General features: G+C 62.5%; 16 protein-coding genes and 3 pseudogenes. 2 read left to right on the top strand and 17 right to left on the bottom strand.

Going from position 1 to position 22,285, the window contains the following annotated elements; all coding sequences use genetic code 11:
* Positions 1-13 precede the first annotated feature (13 nt).
* A complete protein-coding gene (locus tag ACZ5RT_RS01015; protein ID WP_422170246.1) occupies positions 14-1,177 on the top strand; it encodes a methyltransferase in 1,164 nt (387 codons plus the stop codon).
* Positions 1,178-1,315: 138 nt separating this feature from the next.
* Here the strand turns inward: ACZ5RT_RS01015 and ACZ5RT_RS01010 are convergent.
* From ACZ5RT_RS01010 to ACZ5RT_RS00990, 5 genes and pseudogenes are all read right to left on the bottom strand, one after another.
* Positions 1,316-2,377, bottom strand: a pseudogene (locus ACZ5RT_RS01010) (excinuclease ABC subunit UvrA); the annotation flags it as partial.
* A 122-nt stretch (positions 2,378-2,499) separates the two neighbouring features.
* Positions 2,500-5,781: pseudogene (locus ACZ5RT_RS01005) on the bottom strand (excinuclease ABC subunit UvrA); the annotation flags it as partial.
* A gap of 327 nt (positions 5,782-6,108) precedes the next feature.
* Positions 6,109-7,534: pseudogene (locus tag ACZ5RT_RS01000) on the bottom strand (excinuclease ABC subunit UvrA); the annotation flags it as partial.
* Between the two features lie 136 nt (positions 7,535-7,670).
* Complete coding sequence (locus ACZ5RT_RS00995; RefSeq protein WP_464453242.1) at positions 7,671-7,862, bottom strand: hypothetical protein; 192 nt, start codon at positions 7,860-7,862, stop codon at positions 7,671-7,673.
* Positions 7,863-7,947: 85 nt separating this feature from the next.
* Positions 7,948-9,708, bottom strand: coding sequence for an MFS transporter (locus tag ACZ5RT_RS00990; protein ID WP_464453241.1), 1,761 nt, complete (start codon positions 9,706-9,708; stop codon positions 7,948-7,950).
* Positions 9,709-9,950: 242 nt separating this feature from the next.
* On the opposite strand from ACZ5RT_RS00990, the gene ACZ5RT_RS00985 reads away from it, so the two are divergent.
* Positions 9,951-10,205, top strand: a complete 255-nt coding sequence (locus ACZ5RT_RS00985; RefSeq protein WP_464453240.1) for a DUF4212 domain-containing protein — start codon at positions 9,951-9,953, stop codon at positions 10,203-10,205.
* A gap of 5 nt (positions 10,206-10,210) precedes the next feature.
* Here ACZ5RT_RS00985 and ACZ5RT_RS00980 read toward each other — a convergent pair whose 3' ends face one another.
* The 12 genes from ACZ5RT_RS00980 to ACZ5RT_RS00925 all read right to left on the bottom strand — a co-directional run bounded on the left by ACZ5RT_RS00980 (position 10,211) and on the right by ACZ5RT_RS00925 (position 22,157).
* Positions 10,211-11,656 carry a serine/threonine protein kinase gene (locus tag ACZ5RT_RS00980; protein WP_291929338.1) on the bottom strand — a complete coding sequence of 482 codons (1,446 nt, stop codon included), beginning with the start codon at positions 11,654-11,656 and terminating at the stop codon, positions 10,211-10,213.
* Positions 11,653-12,414, bottom strand: a complete 762-nt coding sequence (locus ACZ5RT_RS00975; protein ID WP_464453239.1) for a metallophosphoesterase family protein — start codon at positions 12,412-12,414, stop codon at positions 11,653-11,655. The genes ACZ5RT_RS00980 and ACZ5RT_RS00975 overlap by 4 nt, the downstream gene beginning before the upstream one ends.
* A gap of 109 nt (positions 12,415-12,523) precedes the next feature.
* Positions 12,524-13,165 (bottom strand): 2-hydroxychromene-2-carboxylate isomerase, encoded by a 642-nt coding sequence (locus ACZ5RT_RS00970; protein ID WP_464453238.1) that lies wholly within the window; start codon positions 13,163-13,165, stop codon positions 12,524-12,526.
* 31 nt (positions 13,166-13,196) lie between these two features.
* Positions 13,197-13,454, bottom strand: a complete 258-nt coding sequence (locus ACZ5RT_RS00965) for a DUF1289 domain-containing protein (protein WP_291929331.1) — start codon at positions 13,452-13,454, stop codon at positions 13,197-13,199.
* On the bottom strand, positions 13,451-13,963 hold the full coding sequence (locus tag ACZ5RT_RS00960) for a YbaK/EbsC family protein (RefSeq protein WP_464453237.1): 513 nt from the start codon (positions 13,961-13,963) through the stop codon (positions 13,451-13,453). The genes ACZ5RT_RS00965 and ACZ5RT_RS00960 overlap by 4 nt, the downstream gene beginning before the upstream one ends.
* A gap of 3 nt (positions 13,964-13,966) precedes the next feature.
* On the bottom strand, positions 13,967-14,875 hold the full coding sequence (locus tag ACZ5RT_RS00955) for a hydroxymethylglutaryl-CoA lyase (protein ID WP_464453236.1): 909 nt from the start codon (positions 14,873-14,875) through the stop codon (positions 13,967-13,969).
* A 16-nt stretch (positions 14,876-14,891) separates the two neighbouring features.
* Positions 14,892-15,812 carry a 2-hydroxyacid dehydrogenase gene (locus tag ACZ5RT_RS00950; RefSeq protein WP_464453235.1) on the bottom strand — a complete coding sequence of 307 codons (921 nt, stop codon included), beginning with the start codon at positions 15,810-15,812 and terminating at the stop codon, positions 14,892-14,894.
* Positions 15,813-15,999: 187 nt separating this feature from the next.
* Entirely contained in the window at positions 16,000-18,012 is a 2,013-nt protein-coding gene (locus tag ACZ5RT_RS00945; RefSeq protein WP_464453234.1) for an acetyl/propionyl/methylcrotonyl-CoA carboxylase subunit alpha, read from the bottom strand.
* 1 nt (position 18,013) lies between these two features.
* Complete coding sequence (locus ACZ5RT_RS00940) at positions 18,014-19,177, bottom strand: dienelactone hydrolase family protein (RefSeq protein ID WP_291929310.1); 1,164 nt, start codon at positions 19,175-19,177, stop codon at positions 18,014-18,016.
* 8 nt (positions 19,178-19,185) lie between these two features.
* Positions 19,186-19,971: an enoyl-CoA hydratase/isomerase family protein gene (locus tag ACZ5RT_RS00935; RefSeq protein ID WP_464453233.1), complete on the bottom strand. Its 786-nt coding sequence runs from the start codon at positions 19,969-19,971 to the stop codon at positions 19,186-19,188.
* The gene (locus ACZ5RT_RS00930; protein WP_464453232.1) at positions 19,968-20,504 is read right to left on the bottom strand and encodes a DinB family protein; all 537 of its coding nucleotides are present in this window, start codon (positions 20,502-20,504) and stop codon (positions 19,968-19,970) included. The genes ACZ5RT_RS00935 and ACZ5RT_RS00930 overlap by 4 nt, the downstream gene beginning before the upstream one ends.
* A gap of 45 nt (positions 20,505-20,549) precedes the next feature.
* On the bottom strand, positions 20,550-22,157 hold the full coding sequence (locus tag ACZ5RT_RS00925) for a carboxyl transferase domain-containing protein (protein WP_464453231.1): 1,608 nt from the start codon (positions 22,155-22,157) through the stop codon (positions 20,550-20,552).
* Positions 22,158-22,285 lie beyond the last annotated feature (128 nt).

The following is a 22,285-nucleotide window of genomic DNA, read 5'->3' as shown; positions in this document are numbered from 1 at the left end:
ACAGGATTCGCGCATGAACACCACCCCCCTCTTGACCTGGTCTGAAAACGACGCCCCACGCTCTGCCCTGTGGCGATCCGACCAGGTACTGCCCAAGCAAGTGGTGCTGGCCGACGACACCATGACCGCCGACACCGCATTTCGCCTGGCCTGCGCCGGTACGGGCCTGCTCTGGCGCAGCGATTTTCAAAACGCACGACAGCTGCTGCAAGCGCTGGCCCGGCGCATCGACAAACCCAAAAAGGTCCGCACCAAAAAACAAGACCCGAACGCCCCCGTGATCCCCGGTGCGGCTTTCCACACCCACCGCCAGGCACAAGCCCAGCGCACCCGCATCCTGAGCCAGGTGCTGATTGAGCTGGATGGCGACTACGGCATTGCGCTGCGGCGCGCACCCGATGTCAAAGCCGCTTGCACGCAGGCCTTTGGTCCAGCCAATGGACAGACGTCGGTGATCTCGCTGCGCAGCCTGCAAGGGGTGATCGGCGCATTCGAGTGGCGCAAAAACGGTGTCGAGGTCCCGGCCATGGGCGAGGCCTTGCGCATCTACCCCCACTACGCTGTGTTCTCACCTGTTCGCGGTGAATATGTGGCACTGGTGGCCAACGCCCCATTGCCCGAAGCCTTCAAAACCCACCCCGTGGCTTTTGACATCGGCGTGGGCACCGGGGTGCTGTCGGCCGTGCTCGCGCGGCGCGGTGCCACGCAGGTGGTGGGGACCGACATGTCGGAACGTGCTTTGGCCTGCGCGCTGGACAACCTGCAACGCCTGGGTCTGCAAAACCAGGTGCAGCTGCTTCAAACCGACCTCTTCCCGCCCGGTCAAGCAGCGGTGGTGGTCTGCAACCCGCCATGGCTGCCTGCACGCCCGACCTCACTTTTGGAACAGGCGGTTTATGACGAAGGCAGCCAAATGCTCCAAGGGTTTTTGAAAAACCTTCCCACACACCTGTGCGAAGGCGGTGAAGGCTGGTTGATCCTGTCCGACCTGGCCGAGCACCTGGGCCTGCGCACCCGTGAAACCCTGCTGGGCTGGATCGCCAATGCAGGCCTCAAAGTGTTGGGCCGCACGGATGTGAAGCCCGAGCATGCCAAAGCCCAGGATGCCACCGACCCACTGCACGCCGCACGCTCAGCCGAAGTGACTTCACTGTGGCGGCTCGGTGTGGCTGACTGAGCATCAGCCCAGCAAAGGACTGCCCCTGTGGGAGCGCGCCCCTGCTCGCGAATGGCTGAACCACCGCAAGCACTCGAAGCCAGCCTCAGCGCCGAACCACCATTCGGCCACAGGGGCAGCCTCCCACAAAACTCGCCATCACACCCTCGCCAGCACCGGGCCCAAGGCCTTGCCGGTATGAGTACCCAAGCGCACCAGCGCCTCGGGCGTCATGGCAGCGACGATGCGTCCACCGGCGTTGCCGCCCTCCGGCCCCAGGTCGATCACCCAGTCGGCCTCGGCGATCACATCCAGGTCATGTTCGATCACGATCACACTGTGACCCGCATTCACCAGGCGGTGCAACACACTGATGAGTTTGTCCACGTCGGCCATGTGCAGGCCCACGGTGGGCTCATCCAGCACATACAAGGTGTGCGGCGCTTTGTTACCGCGCTTGCCCACGTCGTCCCGCACCTTGGTGAGTTCGGTCACCAGCTTGATGCGCTGCGCCTCGCCGCCGCTGAGCGTGGGTGAGGGCTGGCCCAGGGTCAGGTAGCCCAAGCCCACATCTTTGAGCAACTGCAGCGGGTGCGCGATGCTGGGCATGGTGGCGAAGAATTCCACCGCTTCGTCCACCTCCATCTGCAGCACATCGCCAATGCTCTTGCCACGCCAGGTGACCGCCAGCGTCTCGGGGTTGAAGCGGGCACCTCGGCAGGTTTCGCAAGGCACTTTCACATCGGGCAAAAAGCTCATCTCGATGGTGCGCATGCCCTGCCCTTCACAGCTGGGGCAACGGCCTTCGCCGGTGTTGAAGCTGAAACGCCCAGCCGCATAGCCACGCGCCTTGGCCTCCAGCGTTTCGGCAAACAATTTACGGATCGTGTCCCAGAAACCGATGTAAGTGGCGGGGCAGGAACGCGGCGTTTTGCCAATCGGGGTCTGGTCGACCTCGAGCACGCGGTCAATGGTCTCAAAACCTTGCACATCGCTGCAAGCGGTCAGGGCCACGCGCTGGCCGGCATCTTGTGCGGTGCGACCTGCCAAGGTCGAGCGCTGGCTGACCAGGGCCTGCACATTGGCCAGCAAGACATCGCGGGCCAGCGTGGATTTGCCGGAACCGCTGACGCCAGTCACAGCAACCAAACGCTTGAGCGGCACTTGCACATCGACCTGGCGCAAGTTGTGCAGGTTGGCGCCTGTCAAGGTGAGCCAATGCACGTCCGAACCACCCGCAGCTTCTTTGTGGGGCGCTGGCGTGGGCGCCGATTTTGGCGTACCCCCGCCGTATGAGGCGCCCGCGCCGGCGCCCCGCAAAGAAGCATCCACGAAACGACGCGACTGCATCGGATGCTTCATCGCATGCAACAAGTAGCGCCCGGTCTGCGAATCGGCAGACGCCGTGATGTCGGCCACCGAGCCTTCGGCCACAAGACGGCCGCCGCGTTTACCGGCACTCGGGCCGATGTCGATGATGTGGTCGGCGCGGCGGATCGTGTCTTCATCGTGCTCCACCACCACCAGCGTATTGCCCTTGTCGCCCAGCTTGTGCAGGGCATTGAGCAAAATCTGGTTGTCGCGGGCGTGAAGTCCAATGGTGGGTTCGTCCAGCACGTAGCACACGCCTTGCAGGTTGCTGCCCAACTGCGCGGCCAGGCGGATGCGCTGGGCTTCGCCGCCCGACAGGGTGGGTGCCCCTCGGTCGAGCGTGAGATAGCCCAAACCCACTTCCTCCAGAAACTCCAAACGACTCTGGATCTCGGGCACCAGATCGCGGGCGATGTCGGCATCGCGCCCCGTGAGGTGCAGCTTCTCGACCCACTGCCGCACATCGCTGACCGACAGGCTGGCGATGTCGGTGATGCGCCAGCCCTGGCCGGGCGCTGCGCCCAGGCGCACAGCACGCGCCGTGGCGTTCAACCGGGTGCCCTCGCAACTGGGACAAGCCACATCGGCCAGGTCTTCAATTTCCGGCTCGGCAAAGGTTTGCTCACGGCCTTTGTCCTTGTCATCCTGCACCGAGTCGTCGAACACCTTGCGCTCGTCCTTGCTGAGCTTGACGCCCGTGCCCACGCAATCGGGGCACCAACCGTGCTTGCTGTTGTAGGAGAACAAACGCGGGTCGAGCTCGGCGTAGGACGTGGCGCATTGCGGGCAGGCACGCAGTGTGGAGAACACGCGGTGCTGGCCAATGCGCGCAGTGGATTCGCCGTTGAACATGGCCTCGCGCAAACCGCCCAGGTCGCTCAGCACATGCACCACGCCTTTGCCGTGCTCCAGTGCCTGCGTCAACGCCTGGCGCAAGGCTGTTTCGTTCGACGGCAGCACGTCGAGACTGGCCACCGGCAGTTCGATGTTGTGTTCCTTGAATCGATCAATGCGCGGGAAACCCTGCGTGGGCAAAAACTCGCCATCGACGCGCAGGTGCGTGTAGCCGCGTGGACGCGCCCAGTCGGCCAGCTCGGTGTAAACGCCTTTACGGTTGGTGACCAGTGGTGCCAGCAGGCCGATGTGCTGCCCGCGGAACTGGGTCATCAGCTGCGCCACGATGCTGTCGGGCGTTTGCGGCTGCACCGGCGTGTTGTCGTGCACGCAGTGCTGGATGCCCAACTTCACATAGAGCAAGCGCAAAAAGTGCCAAACCTCGGTGGTCGTGCCCACGGTGGATTTGCGGCCACCGCGTGACAAACGCTGCTCGATCGCCACCGTGGGCGGGATGCCATAGACCGCATCGACCTCGGGGCGGCCTGCCGGTTGCACGATGGATCGGGCATAGGCGTTCAGGCTTTCCAGATAGCGGCGCTGGCCTTCGTTGAACAGGATGTCAAACGCCAGCGTGGACTTGCCGGAACCGCTCACACCGGTGACCACGTTGAAGCGGCCACGCGGGATGTTGACGCTCAGGTTTTTGAGGTTGTGCTCTTTGGCGTTGACGATCTGGATGTTGTTGTTGGGGACCGCTTTTTTCCTCTTGTCATCGGCGATCTTTTTGACTTTGTCATCCTCGGGCTTGACCCGAGGATCCATGCCTTCGGTTTTCAAGACCGCCAAATAGGCCGCAGCCCCCTCTTGTGCCCCATGCACCTCGCCCATGGACTCGGCGTACTCGCGCAGCGCCTGCCCGGTGTGCGAAGTGGCATGCTGCCGCACATCTTCGGGTGTACCCTCGGCCACGATCAGCCCGCCGGCATAACCACCTTCGGGTCCGAGATCGATCAACCAGTCACTGGCGCGGATCACGTCGAGGTTGTGCTCGATGACGATGAGCGAATGCCCCGCTTCGAGCAGCTTGCGCAAAGCCCTCATGAGCTTGGCGATGTCGTCAAAGTGCAGGCCGGTGGTCGGCTCGTCAAACAGGAACAGCGTGCCCTTGCGGGCCAGACTTTGGCGGCTCTTGGACGCGCTCTTGGCGGCCTCGGCCAGAAAACCCGCGAGCTTGAGCCGCTGGGCCTCACCACCCGACAAGGTGGGGACAGGCTGACCCAGGCGCACATACTCCAGGCCCACATCCACAATGGGTTGCAGGGCGCGGATGACTTCGCGGTCTTGCGCAAACAAAGCGGCCGCTTCGCTCACGGTGAGCTGCAGGATGTCAGCCACATTGAGGTGCCGCACCGCACCGCCGATGGCCTGACGCTCGATGGTGATCTCCAGAATCTCGGGGCGGTAGCGTTGGCCATCGCAGTCGGGGCAGCGCAGATACACATCGCTCAAGAACTGCATCTCGACGTGCTCAAAGCCCGAGCCGCCGCAGGTGGGGGCAGCGGCCGTCGCCACCGTTGAAGCTGAACTTGCTGGCGGTGTAACCGCGCTGGCGCGACAGCGGTGCGGTGGCAAAAATTTCGCGGATCGCGTCCCACGCGCCCCACATAGCTCACTGGGTTGGATCGGGCGGTTTTGCCAATGGGCGACTGGTCCACAAACACCACATCGCTCAGGTGGTCGGCCCCCAGCAGGCGGTCGTGTGCGCCCGGGGTTTCGGTGGCTTTGCCAAAGTGACGCATCAGCGCCGGGGCCAGCACATCCTGGATCAAACTCGATTTGCCCGAGCCGCTCACGCCGGTGATGGTCACCAGGCGTTGCAGCGGGAAGTCCACGCTGATGTTTTGCAGGTTGTGCTCGCGTGCGCCTTCCAAAATCAAACGCGGCGTGCTATCAGTCACCATGCGCTTGAAGCCCAGGCCCACTTGCTTGCGCCCGCCCAGATACGCGCCAGTGAGCGTGTCGGCCTGACGCAGGTCGGCGGTGCTGCCATCGAACACAATCTGCCCGCCACGCTCGCCGGGGCCTGGGCCCATGTCGATCATGCGGTCGGCGGCCAGCATCACCGCAGGGTCGTGCTCGACCACGACCAGTGTGTTGCCCGCATCACGCAGGCGGTGCATGGCCTGGGTGATGCGGTGCATGTCGCGCGGGTGCAGGCCGATGCTGGGTTCGTCCAGCACAAACAGGGTGTTGACCAGGCTGGTGCCCAGTGCGGTGGTCAGGTTGATGCGCTGGACTTCGCCGCCGCTGAGCGTGCGGCTTTGGCGGTCGAGGGTGAGGTAACCGATGCCGACATCGCACAGGTATTTGAGGCGGGTGGTGATTTCTTCCAGCAGCAGTTGCAGCGCTTTTTGTTCTGCGCTTGGGCCTTGTGTTGAGCCTTTTACGTTTGCCTCTGTGGTTTCTGCTGAGGTTCGGTCTGCATCAGAGCGGGGGGCGGGCTCCTCATGAGGCGGGGGTACGCCAAAATCGTCGCCCGCCCCCCGCTCTGACGCAGCCCTTGTGGCCGATTGATCGTCTCGCGACATCTCTGTCGCTGCCTGTGCTTCTGCTTGTGCACTCGCCCCCTCAGCTTCGGCCGGGGATGGGCTGGGCGACGATTTTGGCGTACCCCCGCCGTATGAGGAGCCCAGCCCATCCCCGGCCGGAGCCTCCCCAGCCCCCAAGGACGCATGCCCCGAAGCGGACAGACGGTCAAAAAACAAGCGCAAGCGGTCCAGCGGCATGATCATCATGTCGTGCAGGCTCAAACCCGGCAGCGCCTCCAACTGCGCGCGGGTCCACTTCACGCCTGCGGGCATGAAGCGTTTTTCAACTGGCAAGACCCCATCGGCATCGGCGTGGCTGCCAATGCGCCAGAGCAAACTCTCGGTCTTCAAGCGTGCGCCATGGCAGGTCGGGCATTCGGTGTAGCTGCGGTACTTGGACAAGAGCACACGGATGTGCATCTTGTAGGCCTTGCTCTCCAGGTACTCAAAAAAGCGCTTCACGCCGTACCACTGGTGGTTCCAGCGCCCCTTCCACTCGGGCGAACCGTGGATCACCCAGTCTTGCTGCGCTTGGGTCAGCCTGTCCCAGGGTGTGTCGCGCGGAAATGCCTGCGGCCTCGGCATGCCGCATCAGATCGTCCTGGTTTTCTTGCCAGGCGGGCGTTTGCAGCGTCTTGATGGCCCCGGCCCGCAGCGTGAGTTTGGGGTTAGGAATGACCAGGCCGTAATCTACGCCGATCACCCGGCCAAAACCCCGGCAGGTTTCGCACGCGCCCACCGCCGAGTTGAAGGAGAACATCGACGGGATCGGGTCGGTGTAGCGCTGGTCGCTGTCGGGGCAATGCAAGCCGGTGGAAAAACGCCAGATGTCGAAGCTAGGCTCGGAGGTGGCGGACAAATCAGGATCTGAACCCGATGTCTCCACATACACATTCAGACGGCCGCCGCGCTTCAGGGCGACTTCGATGGCTTCGACCACGCGGGCTTTTTCGGCCTTGGCCAAACGAAAACGGTCGGCGATCACGTCCAGCACTTTGCGCGGACCGGTGGGGGTGGCGACTTCGCGTTCGGCCTGCACCTTGGTGAAACCGCTGGCCGAGAGCCACTGCTCGACCTGTTCGGCGCTGGTGTTCGCGGGCAGCTCGACCGGAAAAGTCAGGTACAGGCGCGGGTCACCTGCTTGCGCCGCACGCTGGGCCAGCTCGGCGTAAATCGTGTCGGGGTTATCGTGGCGCACGGGCTGTGCGGTATCTTTGTCGAACAGCTGGCCCAATCGGGCGAACAACAACTTCAGGTGGTCGTTCAGCTCGGTCATGGTGCCCACGGTGGAGCGCGAGCTGCGCACCGGGTTGGTCTGGTCGATCGCAATCGCCGGGGGCACGCCTTCGACCTTGTCGACCGCCGGTTTGTCCATGCGGTCCAGGAACTGGCGGGCGTAGGCGCTGAAGGTCTCCACATAGCGGCGCTGGCCCTCGGCGTACAGCGTGTCGAACACCAGACTCGACTTACCCGAGCCGCTGGGGCCGGTGACCACGGTCAATTCACCCGTGCGGATGTCCAGATCGATGTTTTTGAGGTTGTGCTGACGGGCACCACGGATGCGGATGAGACCTTGTGACATGCTTGGCTTTTTCGGGTGAAGGCCAAACATTCTAGGGCGCAGACCGTGACATTTCTGGCCTCCAAAAGAAAAGCCACGCACAGGCGTGGCTTTGGAAGGCTCGCCCGGGTCAAGCCCGGGCGAGCGCGGCGCTGGCTTACTTGGCAGCGCTGGCGTCGGCAGCCGGTGCGGCAGCCGGTGCAGCTGGCGCATCGGTCTTGGCTGGTTCACTGTGCACCGCATCGGCACCGTGTTTTTCACCGCTCATGTCCAGGCTGTCGCCACCTTTGCCAATCACGAACAAAGCCAGGGCCGCAAAGACCGCGAATCCAACAGCAATTTTCCACATCGTTCATCTCCAAAATAAAGAAGGCCCTCCACAGAGGGAAGGCCTTGAATTTAGCACCCGAGTCACCCCGGGTAGCTTACAAAGATCAGTCGTCAGCGTAGATGTCCACGTCTTTGGTTTCCTTGATGAACAAGCCACCGATCACGACGGTTGCACCGGCGATGATGATCGGGTACCACAGACCGTTGTACATGTTACCGGTCTGGGCCACGATCGCGAAGGCGGTGGTGGGCAGCAGGCCGCCAAACCAGCCGTTACCGATATGGTAAGGCAAGGACATGGAGGTGTAACGGATACGGGTGGGGAACATCTCGACCAGCATGGCGGCGATCGGGCCGTACACCATGGTCACCAACAACACCAGGTAAGTCAAGATGATGATGACGGTGACCTTGTCGAACTTGGCCATGTCCGCCTTGGCGGGATAGCCGGCGGCTTTCAGGGCTGCGCCCAGGTTGCTGCCCAGCAGGGTAGCGCCAGCGGTCTTCTCGTTGCTCAGGTCCTTGACGGCCTTGTTGGCAGCTTCGAGGGCCTTGGCATCCTGAGGTTGAGCGGCAGTCAGTTCGGCCACTTTGGCTTCGGCCTTGGCCTTGGCTGCAGCGATGTCCTCGGCGCTGTACTTCACAGGCACCACGGTTTCACCGATCTTGATGATGGCGGGTGTGCCAGCAGGTGCCGCTTCGTTGGAGTAGCTCACCGAAGCGCCAGCCAGACGTTGCTTGGCGATGTCGCAAGAAGAAGTGAACTTCTTGGTGCCAGTGGGGTTGAACTGGAACGAGCACTCGGCAGGGTCGGCCACCACCACCACCTGCGACTTGGCTTGGGCTGCGGCCAGATCAGGGTTAGCAGCCTTGGTCAATGCCTTGAACACGGGGAAGTAAGTCAAAGCGGCCAACAGGCAACCAGCCAAGATGATCGGCTTGCGGCCAATCTTGTCAGACAGCGCACCGAACACGATGAAGAACGGTGTGCCGATGATCAGGGAGATCGCGACCATGATGTTGGCGGTAGCGCCGTCGACCTTCAAGGCCTGGGTCAGGAAGAACAAGGCGTAGAACTGACCGGAGTACCAAACCACGGCTTGACCGGCGGTCAAACCGACCAAGGCCAAGATCACGATCTTCAGGTTTTTCCACTGGCCGAAAGACTCGGACAGAGGAGCTTTGGAGGTCTTGCCTTCGGCTTTCATTTTCTGGAAAGCAGGCGATTCGTTCATGCTCAGACGGATGTAGACCGAGATGATCAACATGATGATCGAAACGATGAACGGCACACGCCAGCCCCAGTCGGCAAAGGCTTCTTCACCGATGGCGGTACGTGTGCCCAGAATCACCATCAGCGACAGGAACAGACCCAGCGTCGCTGTGGTCTGGATCCAGGCGGTGTAGGCACCGCGCTTGCCTTGAGGGGCATGCTCGGCTACATAAGTGGCGGCACCACCGTATTCACCACCCAAAGCCAAGCCTTGCAGCAAACGCAGGCAGATCAGGATGATGGGAGCGGCCACGCCAATGCTGGCGTAGTTGGGCAAGATGCCGACGATGAAGGTCGATGCCCCCATCAACAAGATGGTCACCAGGAAGGTGTACTTGCGACCGATCATGTCGCCCAGGCGGCCGAACACCAAGGCGCCGAAAGGACGCACGATGAAACCGGCAGCAAACGCCAGCAGCGCAAAAATGAAGGCAGAGCCTTCGTCCAGGCCGCTGAAGAATTGCTTGGCAATGATCGCTGCGAGCGATCCGTACAGGTAAAAGTCATACCACTCAAACACGGTGCCCAGAGAAGAGGCGAAAATCACCTTCTTCTCTTCCGCCGACATCGGGCGGGCTTCTGTTGTAGCCATAAAGCTGTCTCCAAAAAAGAGTCTCCGACACGGAAACTTGGCGCAATTCTTGGACCCGGCACTTGCCCGCGTCTGACAGCGAACCAACACATACTTACAGAACGAGTAGAAACCCTTGATTTTTTTGCCGCGATGTGAAATCAAGCGGAATCTCGCGGGTAATCCCTAGCCTCATCGGTGCCGATAATGCGAACAGGATCACGTGATTCGGTCACTTCCCCTTTGTGAAAAGAGGCTCCGCCATGTCCACCCGTCAAAAAATTCGTCTGTTTTCTGGCGTGCTGCTGCTGTCATGGTCTCTGGCCGCGTTCGGCTGGGCCTGGTTTGCCAGAGACCTGAACATCAAAATCGGCGAATGGCCGATCAACTTCTGGATGGCCGCGCAAGGCAGCTTGCTGATCTTTTTGGGGATCACCATCTTGAACGCCTGGTACTTCAACCGCCTTGAGAAAGAAACGACCGAAGCCGAGGACCCAGCGCCCAACACGGCGCCTTGAGTGTTTCAGGCGTCGAGGTCTGCCAAGCGTTCAAAGGGCAGGCTCTGTTTGACCAGAATCACGGTGCAAGGGGCCTGCATCGCCACCTTGATCGGGACGGTCGCCAGCACGCGCTGCATGGACAAGCCATGCGTCGCCGCCCCCATGATGACCATGTTGACCTGGTTGCCTTCGGCATAGCGCAGCAAGGCCTGCGCCACGTCACCCGACTCCAACACATGAAAGGAAGTCTGGTGCCCGTCCAGATCGAGGGGTTGCGCCCATTGCTGCAAGCGGCTCAGGTGCCACCGGTGCACTTGGGTTTCGCCTTTGTATGCCTCGGTGGTGCTGGTCTGGCTCGGTGAAATCACGGTCACACAGGCCAGACGGGCACCCGGGCGAATGCCCAGCGAACGCGCCACGGCTTCGCGCAATGAATACAAGGTGGCATCGCTGACGTCGTGGTGCGGAACCGCCACCATGATGATGGGCACTTGCTCAATCTGCCGGACTGGGACGGGACTCGGCGTGTAGGCCATGCCACTGGCCCGAACCCAGCGTTTGAAATGCGTCCAGAAACCCGTGCCCTGCGTGTTGCGGCCCCGCTCGGTGACCCTCACCTGCTCAGGATGGGTCAGATCAAAGGCCAGGTGCGAGGCCGAGGGGTAACGCTCTGCGGCCACCGGCGCCAGGCAGCGCAAGATCACTTCCTGCAGCCACTCGGGCAAGTCCGGGCGGTGCTTGCGCGGCGGGACCGGGTCCATCCACAGACGTTGACGCAGGCCCGCGGCGGTTGCAGGTTGACCAAATGGCAACTCGCCCGTGGCCAGTTCGTACAGCATCACCCCGATGGCGAACACATCGCTGCGCGGATCGCCCCGCACCCCCACCACCTGTTCAGGGGATATCCAGACGGGCGAACCCACGGCTTTGCGCAGCTCTTCGGCCAGCAAGTCCGGCAAATGCGCGTGGCAAGACAAACCAAAATCCAGCAACACCGCGACACCATCGGGGCGGATCAAAACGTTGGCAGGCTTGAGGTCCAGGTGGCAAACATTTTGCTGGTGCAGACTGTGCACCGCACGCGCCATGGCCGCACCCAAAGCGGCCATCCTGGACACGGTCAGGTCCTGGCGCTGATCGAGCCAGTGCTGCAGTGTCTGGCCCTCGACATACTCCATCACAAGATAGGGCAAACGGGACAGATCGCCTGCGGCCACAAAGCGCGGCACATGGGGCCCCTTCAACTCGGACAGGATTTGCGCCTCGACTTCAAAGCTGACGATGTTCTCAGCGCCATCGGCCGCTGTCATGCGCGGAATTTTCATGGCCATGGGGAACTCGGCCTGCCGGCGACTGCCATCGGCCAGAGGGGCATACACCACCTTGTAAATGTGCGCCATGCCGCCTGCATGCAAACAGGCTTGGATTTCAAAGCCGTCGATCAAGTGTCCAGGATTGAGAAGTTTCAACGTCCAAGCTCCAGCCGTTGTGCAAAATATTCAGGCAAATCAACCCGGCGAATCGCTGCAGACGCTTCGGCATGGTTGTAAGGCACCCGGTGAAACGTCATTTTCTGAAGCGTTCGGTCGTACACCGCATACATGGCACGCGGGTCGCCATCGCGTGGTTGACCACTTGAGCCCACGCAGGCCACCATGGGTCTGCGCAAAGGCGTGGGCACAGGGATGCCCGGCGTCGGCTCAAACCGCATCAAGTTGCGCCCGGCGCCTTGGTAGTACAAGGTCTGGTGGTGCACATGGCCCACCAGAACATGGGGACCTTGTTGTTGCGCCAAGGCCTGGTCCAGGCATCGCCCAGCAGCGCCCTCGCCGTCCACATAACGCCAGGACGCCGGCCGATCTGCACTGGCGTGCACCAGCAAAAACCCGTCACCGGACACCGTCAGCGGCAAATCGGCCAAGAATGCCCGGTGCGCCGCACCCAATTGCGCGTGGGTCCAGGCCGCGCCTTGCGCGCCCACGCTGGCATCTGCGGCCAAAGACGCGGGGGGGTTCAAGGCCATCTCGTCATGGTTGCCGCGCAACACCCAGGCCCCTTGCGCGACCTGTGTCATCACCTCATCGAGCACCGCCACCGGGTCCGCACCATAGCCCACCAAATCGCCCAAGAAAGCCAGCTGATCCACCCCTTGCTGACGCGCATGCGCCAGGCAAGCCTGCAAGGCCTGCCAATTGGCGTGGATGTCTGAAATCAGGGCCAGCTTCATCGGGTGTCTCCAAGCGCATGATGCCAGCACAGACCGGGGCCAAACTTGTCACACATCAAGTTGGTGGTTCGACCCTGGCTGAACGTGGCAGATCAGGGCGGCGAGCGCTTCACACTTTGCGTTGAATGCCCACTGGCAACTGCCCCGCTGCAGACCATTCGGCGGACAGGAACCAGGGGTCGCCCAGCAAATAGGCGCGCAGCATGGGCAGGGCGTCGTTGCCCCAGAAGACTTGCCCATCGACCACGAAACTGGGCACACCAAAGAGGTTCAAGGCCAGGGCCTCATCGGTGTTGCGCTTCAAGGCCTGCTTGACGTCTGCGCTGGTCGGATCGTTGGGGGGTGCCAAATCGGCCGTCAAGGCAGCCAGGCGCGGCGCATCGGCCGCCTCCAGACCACTGCACCAGACGTGCCGGAAAATTTTCTCGCAGACCCAGCGATTGGGCTCGCCTGCGGCATCACACGCGGTGGCCAGGCGCAACAAGCCCAGCGAAGAAAAGGGGTGGCTGGCAGGCAGCTGCAAAGGCGTGCCTTGTGCCCGCGCTTGCCATTGCACCTGGCGATACGTCCAATCGCGCTTGGCGGGAATCTCTGCAGGCCCCAGCTGCCCATGGTGCATGAGCATGGCCCCGAAGACCACCGGTTTGTGCACCACCCGGCAACTGATGCCCTGCAAAGTCTGAGGCAAGGCGTCGAACGCCAGCCAAGCGTAAGGCGAGATGAAGTCCAGGTAAAAGTGAATGGTTTTCATGGTCAGTTACGATGTGAACAACAGTGCGCACTCAGCGCGCCATCGCCTGCCGCTTACGCAGGCGCTCCGGAATTTGCACCCACACCGCCCGTTTTTCTTCCTCGCTGGCACGGCTCCAGCCCCCGATTTCGGACAAGGTACGCAAGCACCCATCACACCAGCCTGCGCTGGGGTGCATCAGGCAAAGGGACACGCAAGGTGAAGGCACCGAATGGGGTTCGGGTGGCACCGGCTGCGCCAACACCTGAGCAGCGCGTTCACCCAGCTTTTTCCAGTAATGTTCGCTCATGCACGGGCCTCTTGCAGGGTTTGGACCACATCCACCACGGGCGCGCCGGTCAGGCGCTTGAGGTCTTCGGGCTGCAACTGGAACACGCCATGCGGATGCCCGGCGGCGGCCCAGACCACGTCAAAACGCCACAGGTCCTGATCCAGCAGGGTCACGGGCGGATTCAGGTGCGCCACAGGCGAAACGCCGCCAATGCTGAAACCGGTTTGTGTTTTCACAAAGTCGGCGTCCGCACGGCCCACCTTGCCCACCAAAGCCGAGACTTTCTTCTCATCCACCCGGCGGTCACCCGAAGTGACCACCAGCACGGCCGCACCGTCCTCTTTGCGTTTGAAGATGACGCTCTTGGCGATCTGGCCCAGCAGCACACCCAAGCCGTCTGCGGCTTCTTGCGCGGTGCGGGCGGTCTCATTGAGCATGACCGGCGCATGGCGGTGCCCAGCATCCTGCAGCACGCGTGAGACGCGCTGCACACCTTCAGGCAAAGCATGGAGTTCAGCGCCGCACATGGTTCAGCCCGCCCGCTTGTTGAGGATGGCCTTGGCCACGTTGGAGTTGGGTTTGCGGCCCAGAAAATCGCTGATGACCCCCCCCGCATCCACCAGCTTGTTGAGGTCAATGCCGGTGGCAATGCCCATGCCGTGCAGCATGTACACCACATCTTCGGTGGCCACATTGCCGGTGGCGCCCTTGGCATAAGGGCAACCACCCAGACCCGCCACCGACGACTGGAAGTTCCACACGCCCATCTGCAAAGCGGCCAAGGTGTTGGCCAGCGCCTGACCGTAGGTGTCGTGAAAGTGGCCGCAGATGTGGTCGATGTCGAAGTGCTGCAGCGTGGCCTCGATGGCACGCTGCACCTTGAGGGGTGTGCCCGTGCCAATGGTGTCGGCCACGTCCACACGCTGCACACCGATCTGTTTCATCAAACCCGCCAGATGGGCCACGCTGGCCGGTGAAACTTCGCCTTCGTAAGGACAACCCACGGTGCAGCTCATGGCCCCGCGCACCGCGATGCCCGCCGCCAGCGCCGCTTGCACCACAGGCGCAAAGCGTTCCATGCTTTCTTCGATGGAGCAGTTGATGTTCTTCTGACTGAAGGCCTGGCTGGCCGCACCAAAGACCACGATCTCGTCGGGCTTCGAAGCCACCGCCGCCTCAAAGCCCACCATGTTGGGCGTCAGCACCGAGTAGCGCACACCCGCTTGGCGCGCGATGCCCGCCATCACGACCGCGTTGTCAGCCATCTGCGGCACCCACTTCGGGGACACAAAACTGGTGACCTCGATCTCGGTCAGGCCCGCCGCCTGCAGACGGTGCACCAAACCGATTTTGACCTCGGCCGGGACCGGCTGCTTTTCGTTTTGCAAACCGTCGCGGGGGCCGACGTCGATGAGTTGAACGCGTGAAGGAAGGGTCATGGGGTTCTCTGAATGTTCAATAACCGCGCTGGTGGTCCACCACGCCACGGATGGGCTCGCCGCGCTGCAGCGCCTGCATTTTGCCCACGATTTGCGCGATGCTTTCTTCGCGCAGGGTGCGGGCCGAGGTGTGCGGGGTCACGGTGATTTTCGGGTGACGCCAAAATGAGTGATCGGGAGGTAGGGGCTCGGTGCGGAACACGTCGAGCGTGGCGCCAGCCAGATGGCCGCTGTCAATCAGGGCGATCAGGTCTTCGTCCACCAAATGCTTGCCACGGGCCACGTTGATGACATAGCCGCCTTTTTGCAGCTGCGCGAGGGTGGCCCGGTTCAGGATGTTTTCGGTCTCGGGCGTGAGCGGCATCAGGTTCACCAGCACACGCGTGGCCTGCAGGAATTCGGGCAAGCTTTGCGCCCCGCTGAAGCAGCGGACGCCGGGCAGGTCTTTGGGGCTGCGGCTGTAGCCGTTGACCGGGAACTCAAAGACCTGCAAGGCCTTGGCCACGCGCTCGCCCAGCACACCCAGGCCCATGACGCCCACCGCAAAGTCGGCGCGGCTGCGTGGTTTGCGGTAAGACCATTTGCCCGCTTGCGTGTCGGCGTCGTAGCCATCGAACTCGCGAAAGTGCCGGATCACCGCATGGCACACGTATTCGGCCATTTGCACCGACATGCCCGCGTCGTCCAGGCGCACCACCTTCAGGCTGGACGGCAGTTTCAGCTTCAGCAAGGCGTCCACACCTGCACCGATGTTGAACAGGCTTTGCAGGCCCGGCTGCTCGTCGATGAACTGCTGGGGCGGTGCCCAGACAATGGCGTGATCGGCAGGTGGTGCACCGGGGGACCAAGCCGATACGGTGGCCTGCGGAAAGGCTTGTTGCAGGCCTTGGACCCATGGGTCAGGCGAGAGGCCAGAGAAACAGACGGTGAGTTTCATGAAGCTATTTTGTCAGCAAGCGTCTGACCGGGGTGTCACCAAGGGCAAGCCCCTCATGTCTTGGTCTGTCAGTTTTCCTATTGTGGGAGCGAGCCCTTGCTCGCGAATGTTCGCCGTGGCTGAGCAAGCATTCGGCCGCAGGGGCGGCCTCCCACTGGAGGCGATGAATGCCGCAACAACCCGCGCCTCACACCGCCAGCTTGAGCAGCTCTGCCCCATCGGCGACTTGGTCACCGGGCGCGTACAACAGCTCGGCGACCACGCCGTCTTTGGGCGCGCTGATGGTGTGCTCCATCTTCATGGCTTCCATGACCGCCAGCGGTTGACCAGCTTTGACCTTGTCGCCCGCCTTGACGGCAAAGGACACCACCTTGCCGGGCATGGGGGCTGTGAGCCGCCCGCCTTCCTGCGCGGCTTCGCCCGCGTGGGCCAACGGGTCGAGCACGGTGATGCGCGTCGCGCCCTGGGGCGTGAAGAGGTGCGCGGTTTCGCCTTGCCAGTCGAGCTGGCTGAAAACTCGCGGGGCGCTGCCCCACTGCACCCACAGGCCTGCACCATCGGGAGCATACGTCAGCACGCCAGATGCGGCTCCGTCACCTTCCAGCGACAGGCTCACAGCACCGTCGTGCAAATAATTCAAACGCGCCGAGCGCGGCTGGTCTTGCCAGACAAATTCAAAGCGGCGCTGCGCCAGGCCGTGCGACTGCCATCCATCGCGGCGGCTGAAGGGGTCTGCGGCCTGCAGGGCTTTTTCGGCGTGCAGGGTGTGCGCCACCACCGCAGCCACAGCGGCGGGCAAGCCCACGGTTTCCTGCTGGAACAGCACGGCGGCCTCACGCTGAATGAGTGCGGTGTCGAGCTTGGCGGTGGCAAATGCCTCGCTGCGCACCACATGGCGCAAGAACTGCACATTGGTGTTCAGGCCCACGATGTGGGTTTGCGCCAAAGCGGTATCCAGCCGCGCCAGCGCTTGCTCGCGCGTGTCGCCATGCACGATGAGCTTGGCCACCATGGAGTCGTAAAACGGGCTGATGGTGTCGCCTTCGCGCACGCCATCGTCCACGCGCACCGTGCTTCGCTCGAAGCTGGTGGCCTGCGGCTTGCGGTAGACCTGCAAAGTGCCGGTGGCGGGCAAGAAGTTGTTGTCGGGGTTTTCAGCGCAAATGCGCGCCTCGATGGCATGGCCCTGGATGCGCAGCTGGTCCTGACGCAAAGGCAGCGGCTCGCCACTGGCCACACGCAACTGCCACTCCACCAGATCGAGGCCGGTGATGGCTTCGGTCACCGGGTGCTCCACCTGCAAGCGGGTGTTCATTTCCATGAAATAGAACTTCATCGACTCGGGCTGGTCATACGCCGTCTGCTCGACGATGAATTCCACCGTGCCCGCGCCCACGTAGTTCACCGCTTTGGCGGCGGCCACGGCTGCGGCACCCATTTGCGCACGCAGGGCCTCGGTCATGCCGGGGGCCGGGGCCTCTTCCAGCACCTTCTGGTGGCGGCGCTGCACCGAACAGTCACGCTCGAACAAATACACGCAGTTGCCTTGGGTGTCGCCAAACACCTGAATCTCGATGTGGCGCGGGCGCTGCACATACTTTTCGATCAGCACCGCATCGCTGCCGAAGCTGTTGATGGCTTCGCGCTGGCAACTGGCCAAGGCCGCGGCGAAGTCTTCGGACTTTTCCACCACCCGCATGCCCTTGCCGCCGCCACCGGCGCTGGCTTTGATCAAGGCGGGATAGCCAATGCGGTCGGCCTCGCGCTGCAACAGCGCGGGGTCCTGGTCGGCCCCGTGGTAACCGGGCACCAGCGGCACACCGGCGGCTTCCATCAAACGCTTGGATTCGGCCTTGAGGCCCATCGCCAAAATGGCCGATGCGGGCGGGCCAATGAACACCAGACCGGCTGCGGCGCAGGCCTTGGCAAAGTCTTCGTTTTCGCTCAAAAAGCCGTAGCCGGGGTGCACGGCCCCAGCGCCCGTGTCTTTGGCCGCTTGCAAAATCCGCTCCCAGCGCAGGTAGCTGTCTTTGGGGGCCGAGCCGCCCACATGCACGGCTTCGTCGCAGGCTTGCACATGCTTGGCCCCGGCATCGGCGTCCGAATAAACGGCCACGGTCTGGATGCCCATCCGACGGGCGGTGGCCGCAACGCGGCAGGCGATTTCGCCACGGTTAGCGATCAATATCTTTTTGAACATGTCAGTTTCTCCAAACCACTTGGTTATCTACGGCGTACAACTTGCAGGTGATGCCACGGCGTGCCTGGCAAAAACCCAATGCGCGACCCACAGCCCAGTCGCCTGTGGCAAAGCCGGCACCACCGGGGCCGATGGCGAAAGCGCGAGGCAAAGGGCTGGCCAGAAAACGGGTGTACAGGTTTTGCCGGGTCTCGGCCCCGACGGGCACTTTGTCGATCTCATCGATCTTGGCAAAGTCACTGGGCCCCGGCACAGGGGGCAATGCCGCCTGGGTGTAACCGGCTTTGGCCAGAAAAGCGTCGACCAAGGGCACCCAGCGGTCCATGTCGATGCTGAACCCCGAGTGCCCGTCCTGGCCCACCGCTGGCATCTGATGAAACTCGGCCTGCCCGCCGCCCTCGACCCAAGCCCGGTGCCAATCTTTGGGGGCCTGTGCACCCCAAAACAGGTCGTTTTCCCAATACAGCCAGAGCATGGGTGCCTTGGCCTGAGCGGCACGGGACTTCCAGAGTTGTTCAATCTGCGTTGACGAACACGATCGGCCGGGTCGCGCCACAGGATCGCCTCCTGTACCCCCCGCAAAATTGACAGCCCCTTGCAAGCCGGGCGGATTGCGCCAGGCGGTGGCCACAGTGGTCAGGCCGCCGACCGACTGGCCCATGACCCACCACCGAGTGGCGTCGACAAATGGCAGACTGCGCGCGAATTCGGCCACCGCAATCACTTGGTCCGATGCGGCCAGGCTCATGGGTTCAATGCGTGGTTGGCTGCAACCACCGCTGGACTCAGGATCAAAGCCGTCGAAGGTTTCTCCATAACCAACCCGCGTAGGGACCATGACCACAAAGCCCTTGCCCACGAAATAACGGGCCTGCTGTTCATAGCGGTAACGCGAAGGCTGGGCCATTTTTTCGCGGCTGGTGGCACGACCGTGGTTCAACACCACCATGGGAAACGGCCCTTGCCCAGCAGGTTTGAACACGGTGACTGGGATTTGACGTTGCTCACGGCGACCGTAAAGATCCTGCACCGACACCGGAATGCGATGAACCTGTTCGTGCAAATCCATGGCCGTCGGAAGCGCCTCCGAAGAGGTCTGCGCACGCACAGGGACCAGCAACAGCCCCAGCAGCCAGACCAGCACGGTCCAAGGTTTCAAAGTCATGCGCATTTTTAAGGCTGCAACCAGCCGGGTTTGCGTTTTTGCAAGAAGGACTGCACGCCCTCCTTGCCTTCGCTGCTGGCGCGGATGTCAGCAATGCCCTCTACCGTCTGACGCACCAGCAGATCGTTGATCTCACGTTCGGCCACATCCTGCACCAGCTTCTTGCAGGCACGCACGGCGTGGGGGCTGGCGTTCACCAGCGCTTGCGTCAACTCGGCCACTTTCGCGTCCAGCGCATCGGCGCTGACCACCTCGTGCACCAGACCGATGCGGTGCGCCTCGGCCGCGCCAAAACGTTCGGCCGTCAAGAAGTAACGGTGCGCCGCACGCGCGCCCATGGCGCGGATCACATACGGGCTGATGGTGGCTGGGATCAAGCCCAGCTTGACTTCGCTCAGGCAGTAGTTCGCCGTGTCCACACTCACCGCCATGTCACACGCCGCCACCAGGCCCATGCCCCCCGCATACACATCGCCTTGCACGCGGGCGATGGTCGGCTGGGGGCATGCGTAAATCGCACGCAGCATGGCGGCCAACTCGCCCGCATCGGCCAGGTTCTCTTCGCGGGTGTAGTCGGCCATACGGCGCATCCAGTTCAGGTCTGCGCCTGCGCAAAAAGCAGGGCCTTCGGCGGCCAGCACCACGCAGCGCACCGTGCTGTCCTGGGCCACTGCCAGAAAGGCGTTTTTCAGCTCGGCAATGACTTCGTCGTTGAAGGCATTGCGCACATCGGGGCGCGACAGCGTGATGGTCTGCACGCCGCCTTGGGTTGAAATTTTCAGGGCGTTGCTCATGCTTTGGGGGGTTGTTCTGCCAAAAGGAAATAAACCATGTCCAGCTCCGGGCAAGGCTGGCTCATGGCCGTCAGTGCCGCCGTGATCTGGCCACGGTGGTGGGTGGCGTGGTTGAACACATGCGACAAGGTGGCCGCAAAGGGCAAGGACAGGGGGTCGCCCTTACTCGTGCGGTAGTCCAGTTGGCCATCAAAACGCTCGGCACTCCAGCTGGCGATCAGGGGTGTCCAGTTGGCCGATCCGCCCTTGAGCGCCTGCGCCAGGCGTTCGCGATCGGGTTCAACTTCACTGTTCAGCGCCAGCACCGGCGATGCGCCTTTGGCAAAACGCGGATACCAGAGCAAGTGCTCGGCCACCAGCATGTGGTTCAGCGTGCCGTGGATGCTTTGGAAGAACAGGCCCACGTCGCGCCGATAGTCTGCATCGGACACGCGCGAGACCGCTTCGAGCAGGCGGTGCGTGGCCCAGACGTGGTAGCGGGCCATGCCGCCGAAGTGGCGGTGCCAACTGGAGGCGTTGTTCGGTATGTCCATGAGTACAGCCCTCTCAAAGTGTGTGCATGAAAAAAGGCATCCCTATCACATGCGGAAAAGTCCAAATTTCGTCTCGGGGATCGGCGCATTGAGTGAGGCCGACAAACCCAAGGCCAGCACACGGCGGGTGTCGGCCGGGTCGATGATCCCGTCGTCCCAGATGCGGGCGGTGGCGTAATAAGGGTGGCCCTGGTCTTCGTATTGCTGCTTGATCGGGGCCTTGAAGGCCTCTTCTTCCTCCATGCTCCACTGGCCGCCCTTGGCCTCGATGCCGTCGCGCTTGACGGTGGCCAGCACACTCGCGGCCTGCTCGCCGCCCATGACGCTGATGCGCGCGTTCGGCCACATCCACAAGAATCGGGGGCTGTAAGCGCGGCCGCACATGCCGTAGTTGCCCGCGCCAAAACTGCCGCCAATGATGATGGTGAACTTGGGCACTGCGGCAGTGGCCACGGCCGTGACCATCTTCGCGCCGTTGCGGGCGATGCCTTCGTTTTCGTATTTGCGCCCGACCATGAAGCCGGTGATGTTCTGCAAGAAGACCAGCGGCGTCTTGCGCTGGCAGCACAGCTCGATGAAGTGCGCACCCTTCAAGGCTGATTCGCTGAACAAGATGCCGTTGTTGGCGATGATGCCCACCGGCATGCCTTCGATGCGGGCAAAGCCGCAGACCAGGGTGGTGCCAAAGCGCGACTTGAATTCGTCGAACTCGGAGCCGTCGACGATGCGGGCGATGATTTCGCGCACATCAAAGGGCTTGCGCGTGTCCGTGGGAATCACGCCATACAGCTCTTGCGCGTCGAACTTCGGGGGAACAGGCGCGTGCGTGGCGATGTTCGGGGCCTTTTGGGCATTGAGGTTTTTCACGGCTTGGCGCGCCAGCGCCAGCGCGTGCACATCGTTTTGCGCCAGGTGGTCGGCCACGCCACTCAAGCGCGTGTGCACATCGCCACCACCCAGGTCCTCAGCGCTCACCACCTCACCGGTAGCGGCCTTCACCAAGGGTGGGCCACCCAAAAAGATCGTGCCCTGGTTCTTGACGATGATGGTCTCGTCGCTCATCGCAGGCACATAGGCGCCACCGGCCGTGCACGAGCCCATGACCACGGCGATCTGTGCGATGCCCAGTGCGCTCATGTTGGCCTGGTTGAAGAAGATGCGGCCGAAGTGGTCGCGATCAGGAAAGACCTCGTCCTGGTTGGGCAGGTTGGCACCGCCCGAATCCACCAGATAGATGCAAGGCAGGCGGTTTTGCTGCGCGATCTCTTGCGCACGCAAATGCTTTTTCACCGTCATCGGGTAATAGGTGCCGCCCTTCACCGTGGCGTCGTTGCACACGATCATGCAATCGACCCCGCTCACGCGGCCAATGCCCACGATCACGCCGGAGCTGGGCGCGTCGTTGTTGTACATGTTGAGCGCGGCCAGCGGCGCGACTTCCAAGAAAGGCGTTCCGGGGTCGAGCAGCATCTGCACACGGTCACGCGGCAGCAGCTTGCCCCGGGCGGTGTGTTTGGCGCGGGCGGCTTCGCCACCACCTTGGGCTACGCGCTCGAGGTGGGCACGCAGGTCATCGACCAGGCCGCGCATGGCGGCGGCGTTGTGCTGGAAATCGGCAGAACGCGGGTTCAGTTGGGAGTGCAAAACGGTCATGGGGCTTCCTTGGCTTGCGCCGCAGGGCTTGGCCTGGGCGCATCGAACGTGCAATGCCCTCCAGCTTAAAGGCGGCTGGGCAGGAGTGGGGTGTCAAATGGGTTGCAAATCGTGCCACAATTTATGCC

Source organism: Limnohabitans sp. TEGF003 (assembly GCF_055395455.1).
The sequence above is the reverse complement of the archived record's forward strand: the minus strand, read 5'-3'. Positions and strand labels throughout refer to the sequence as shown.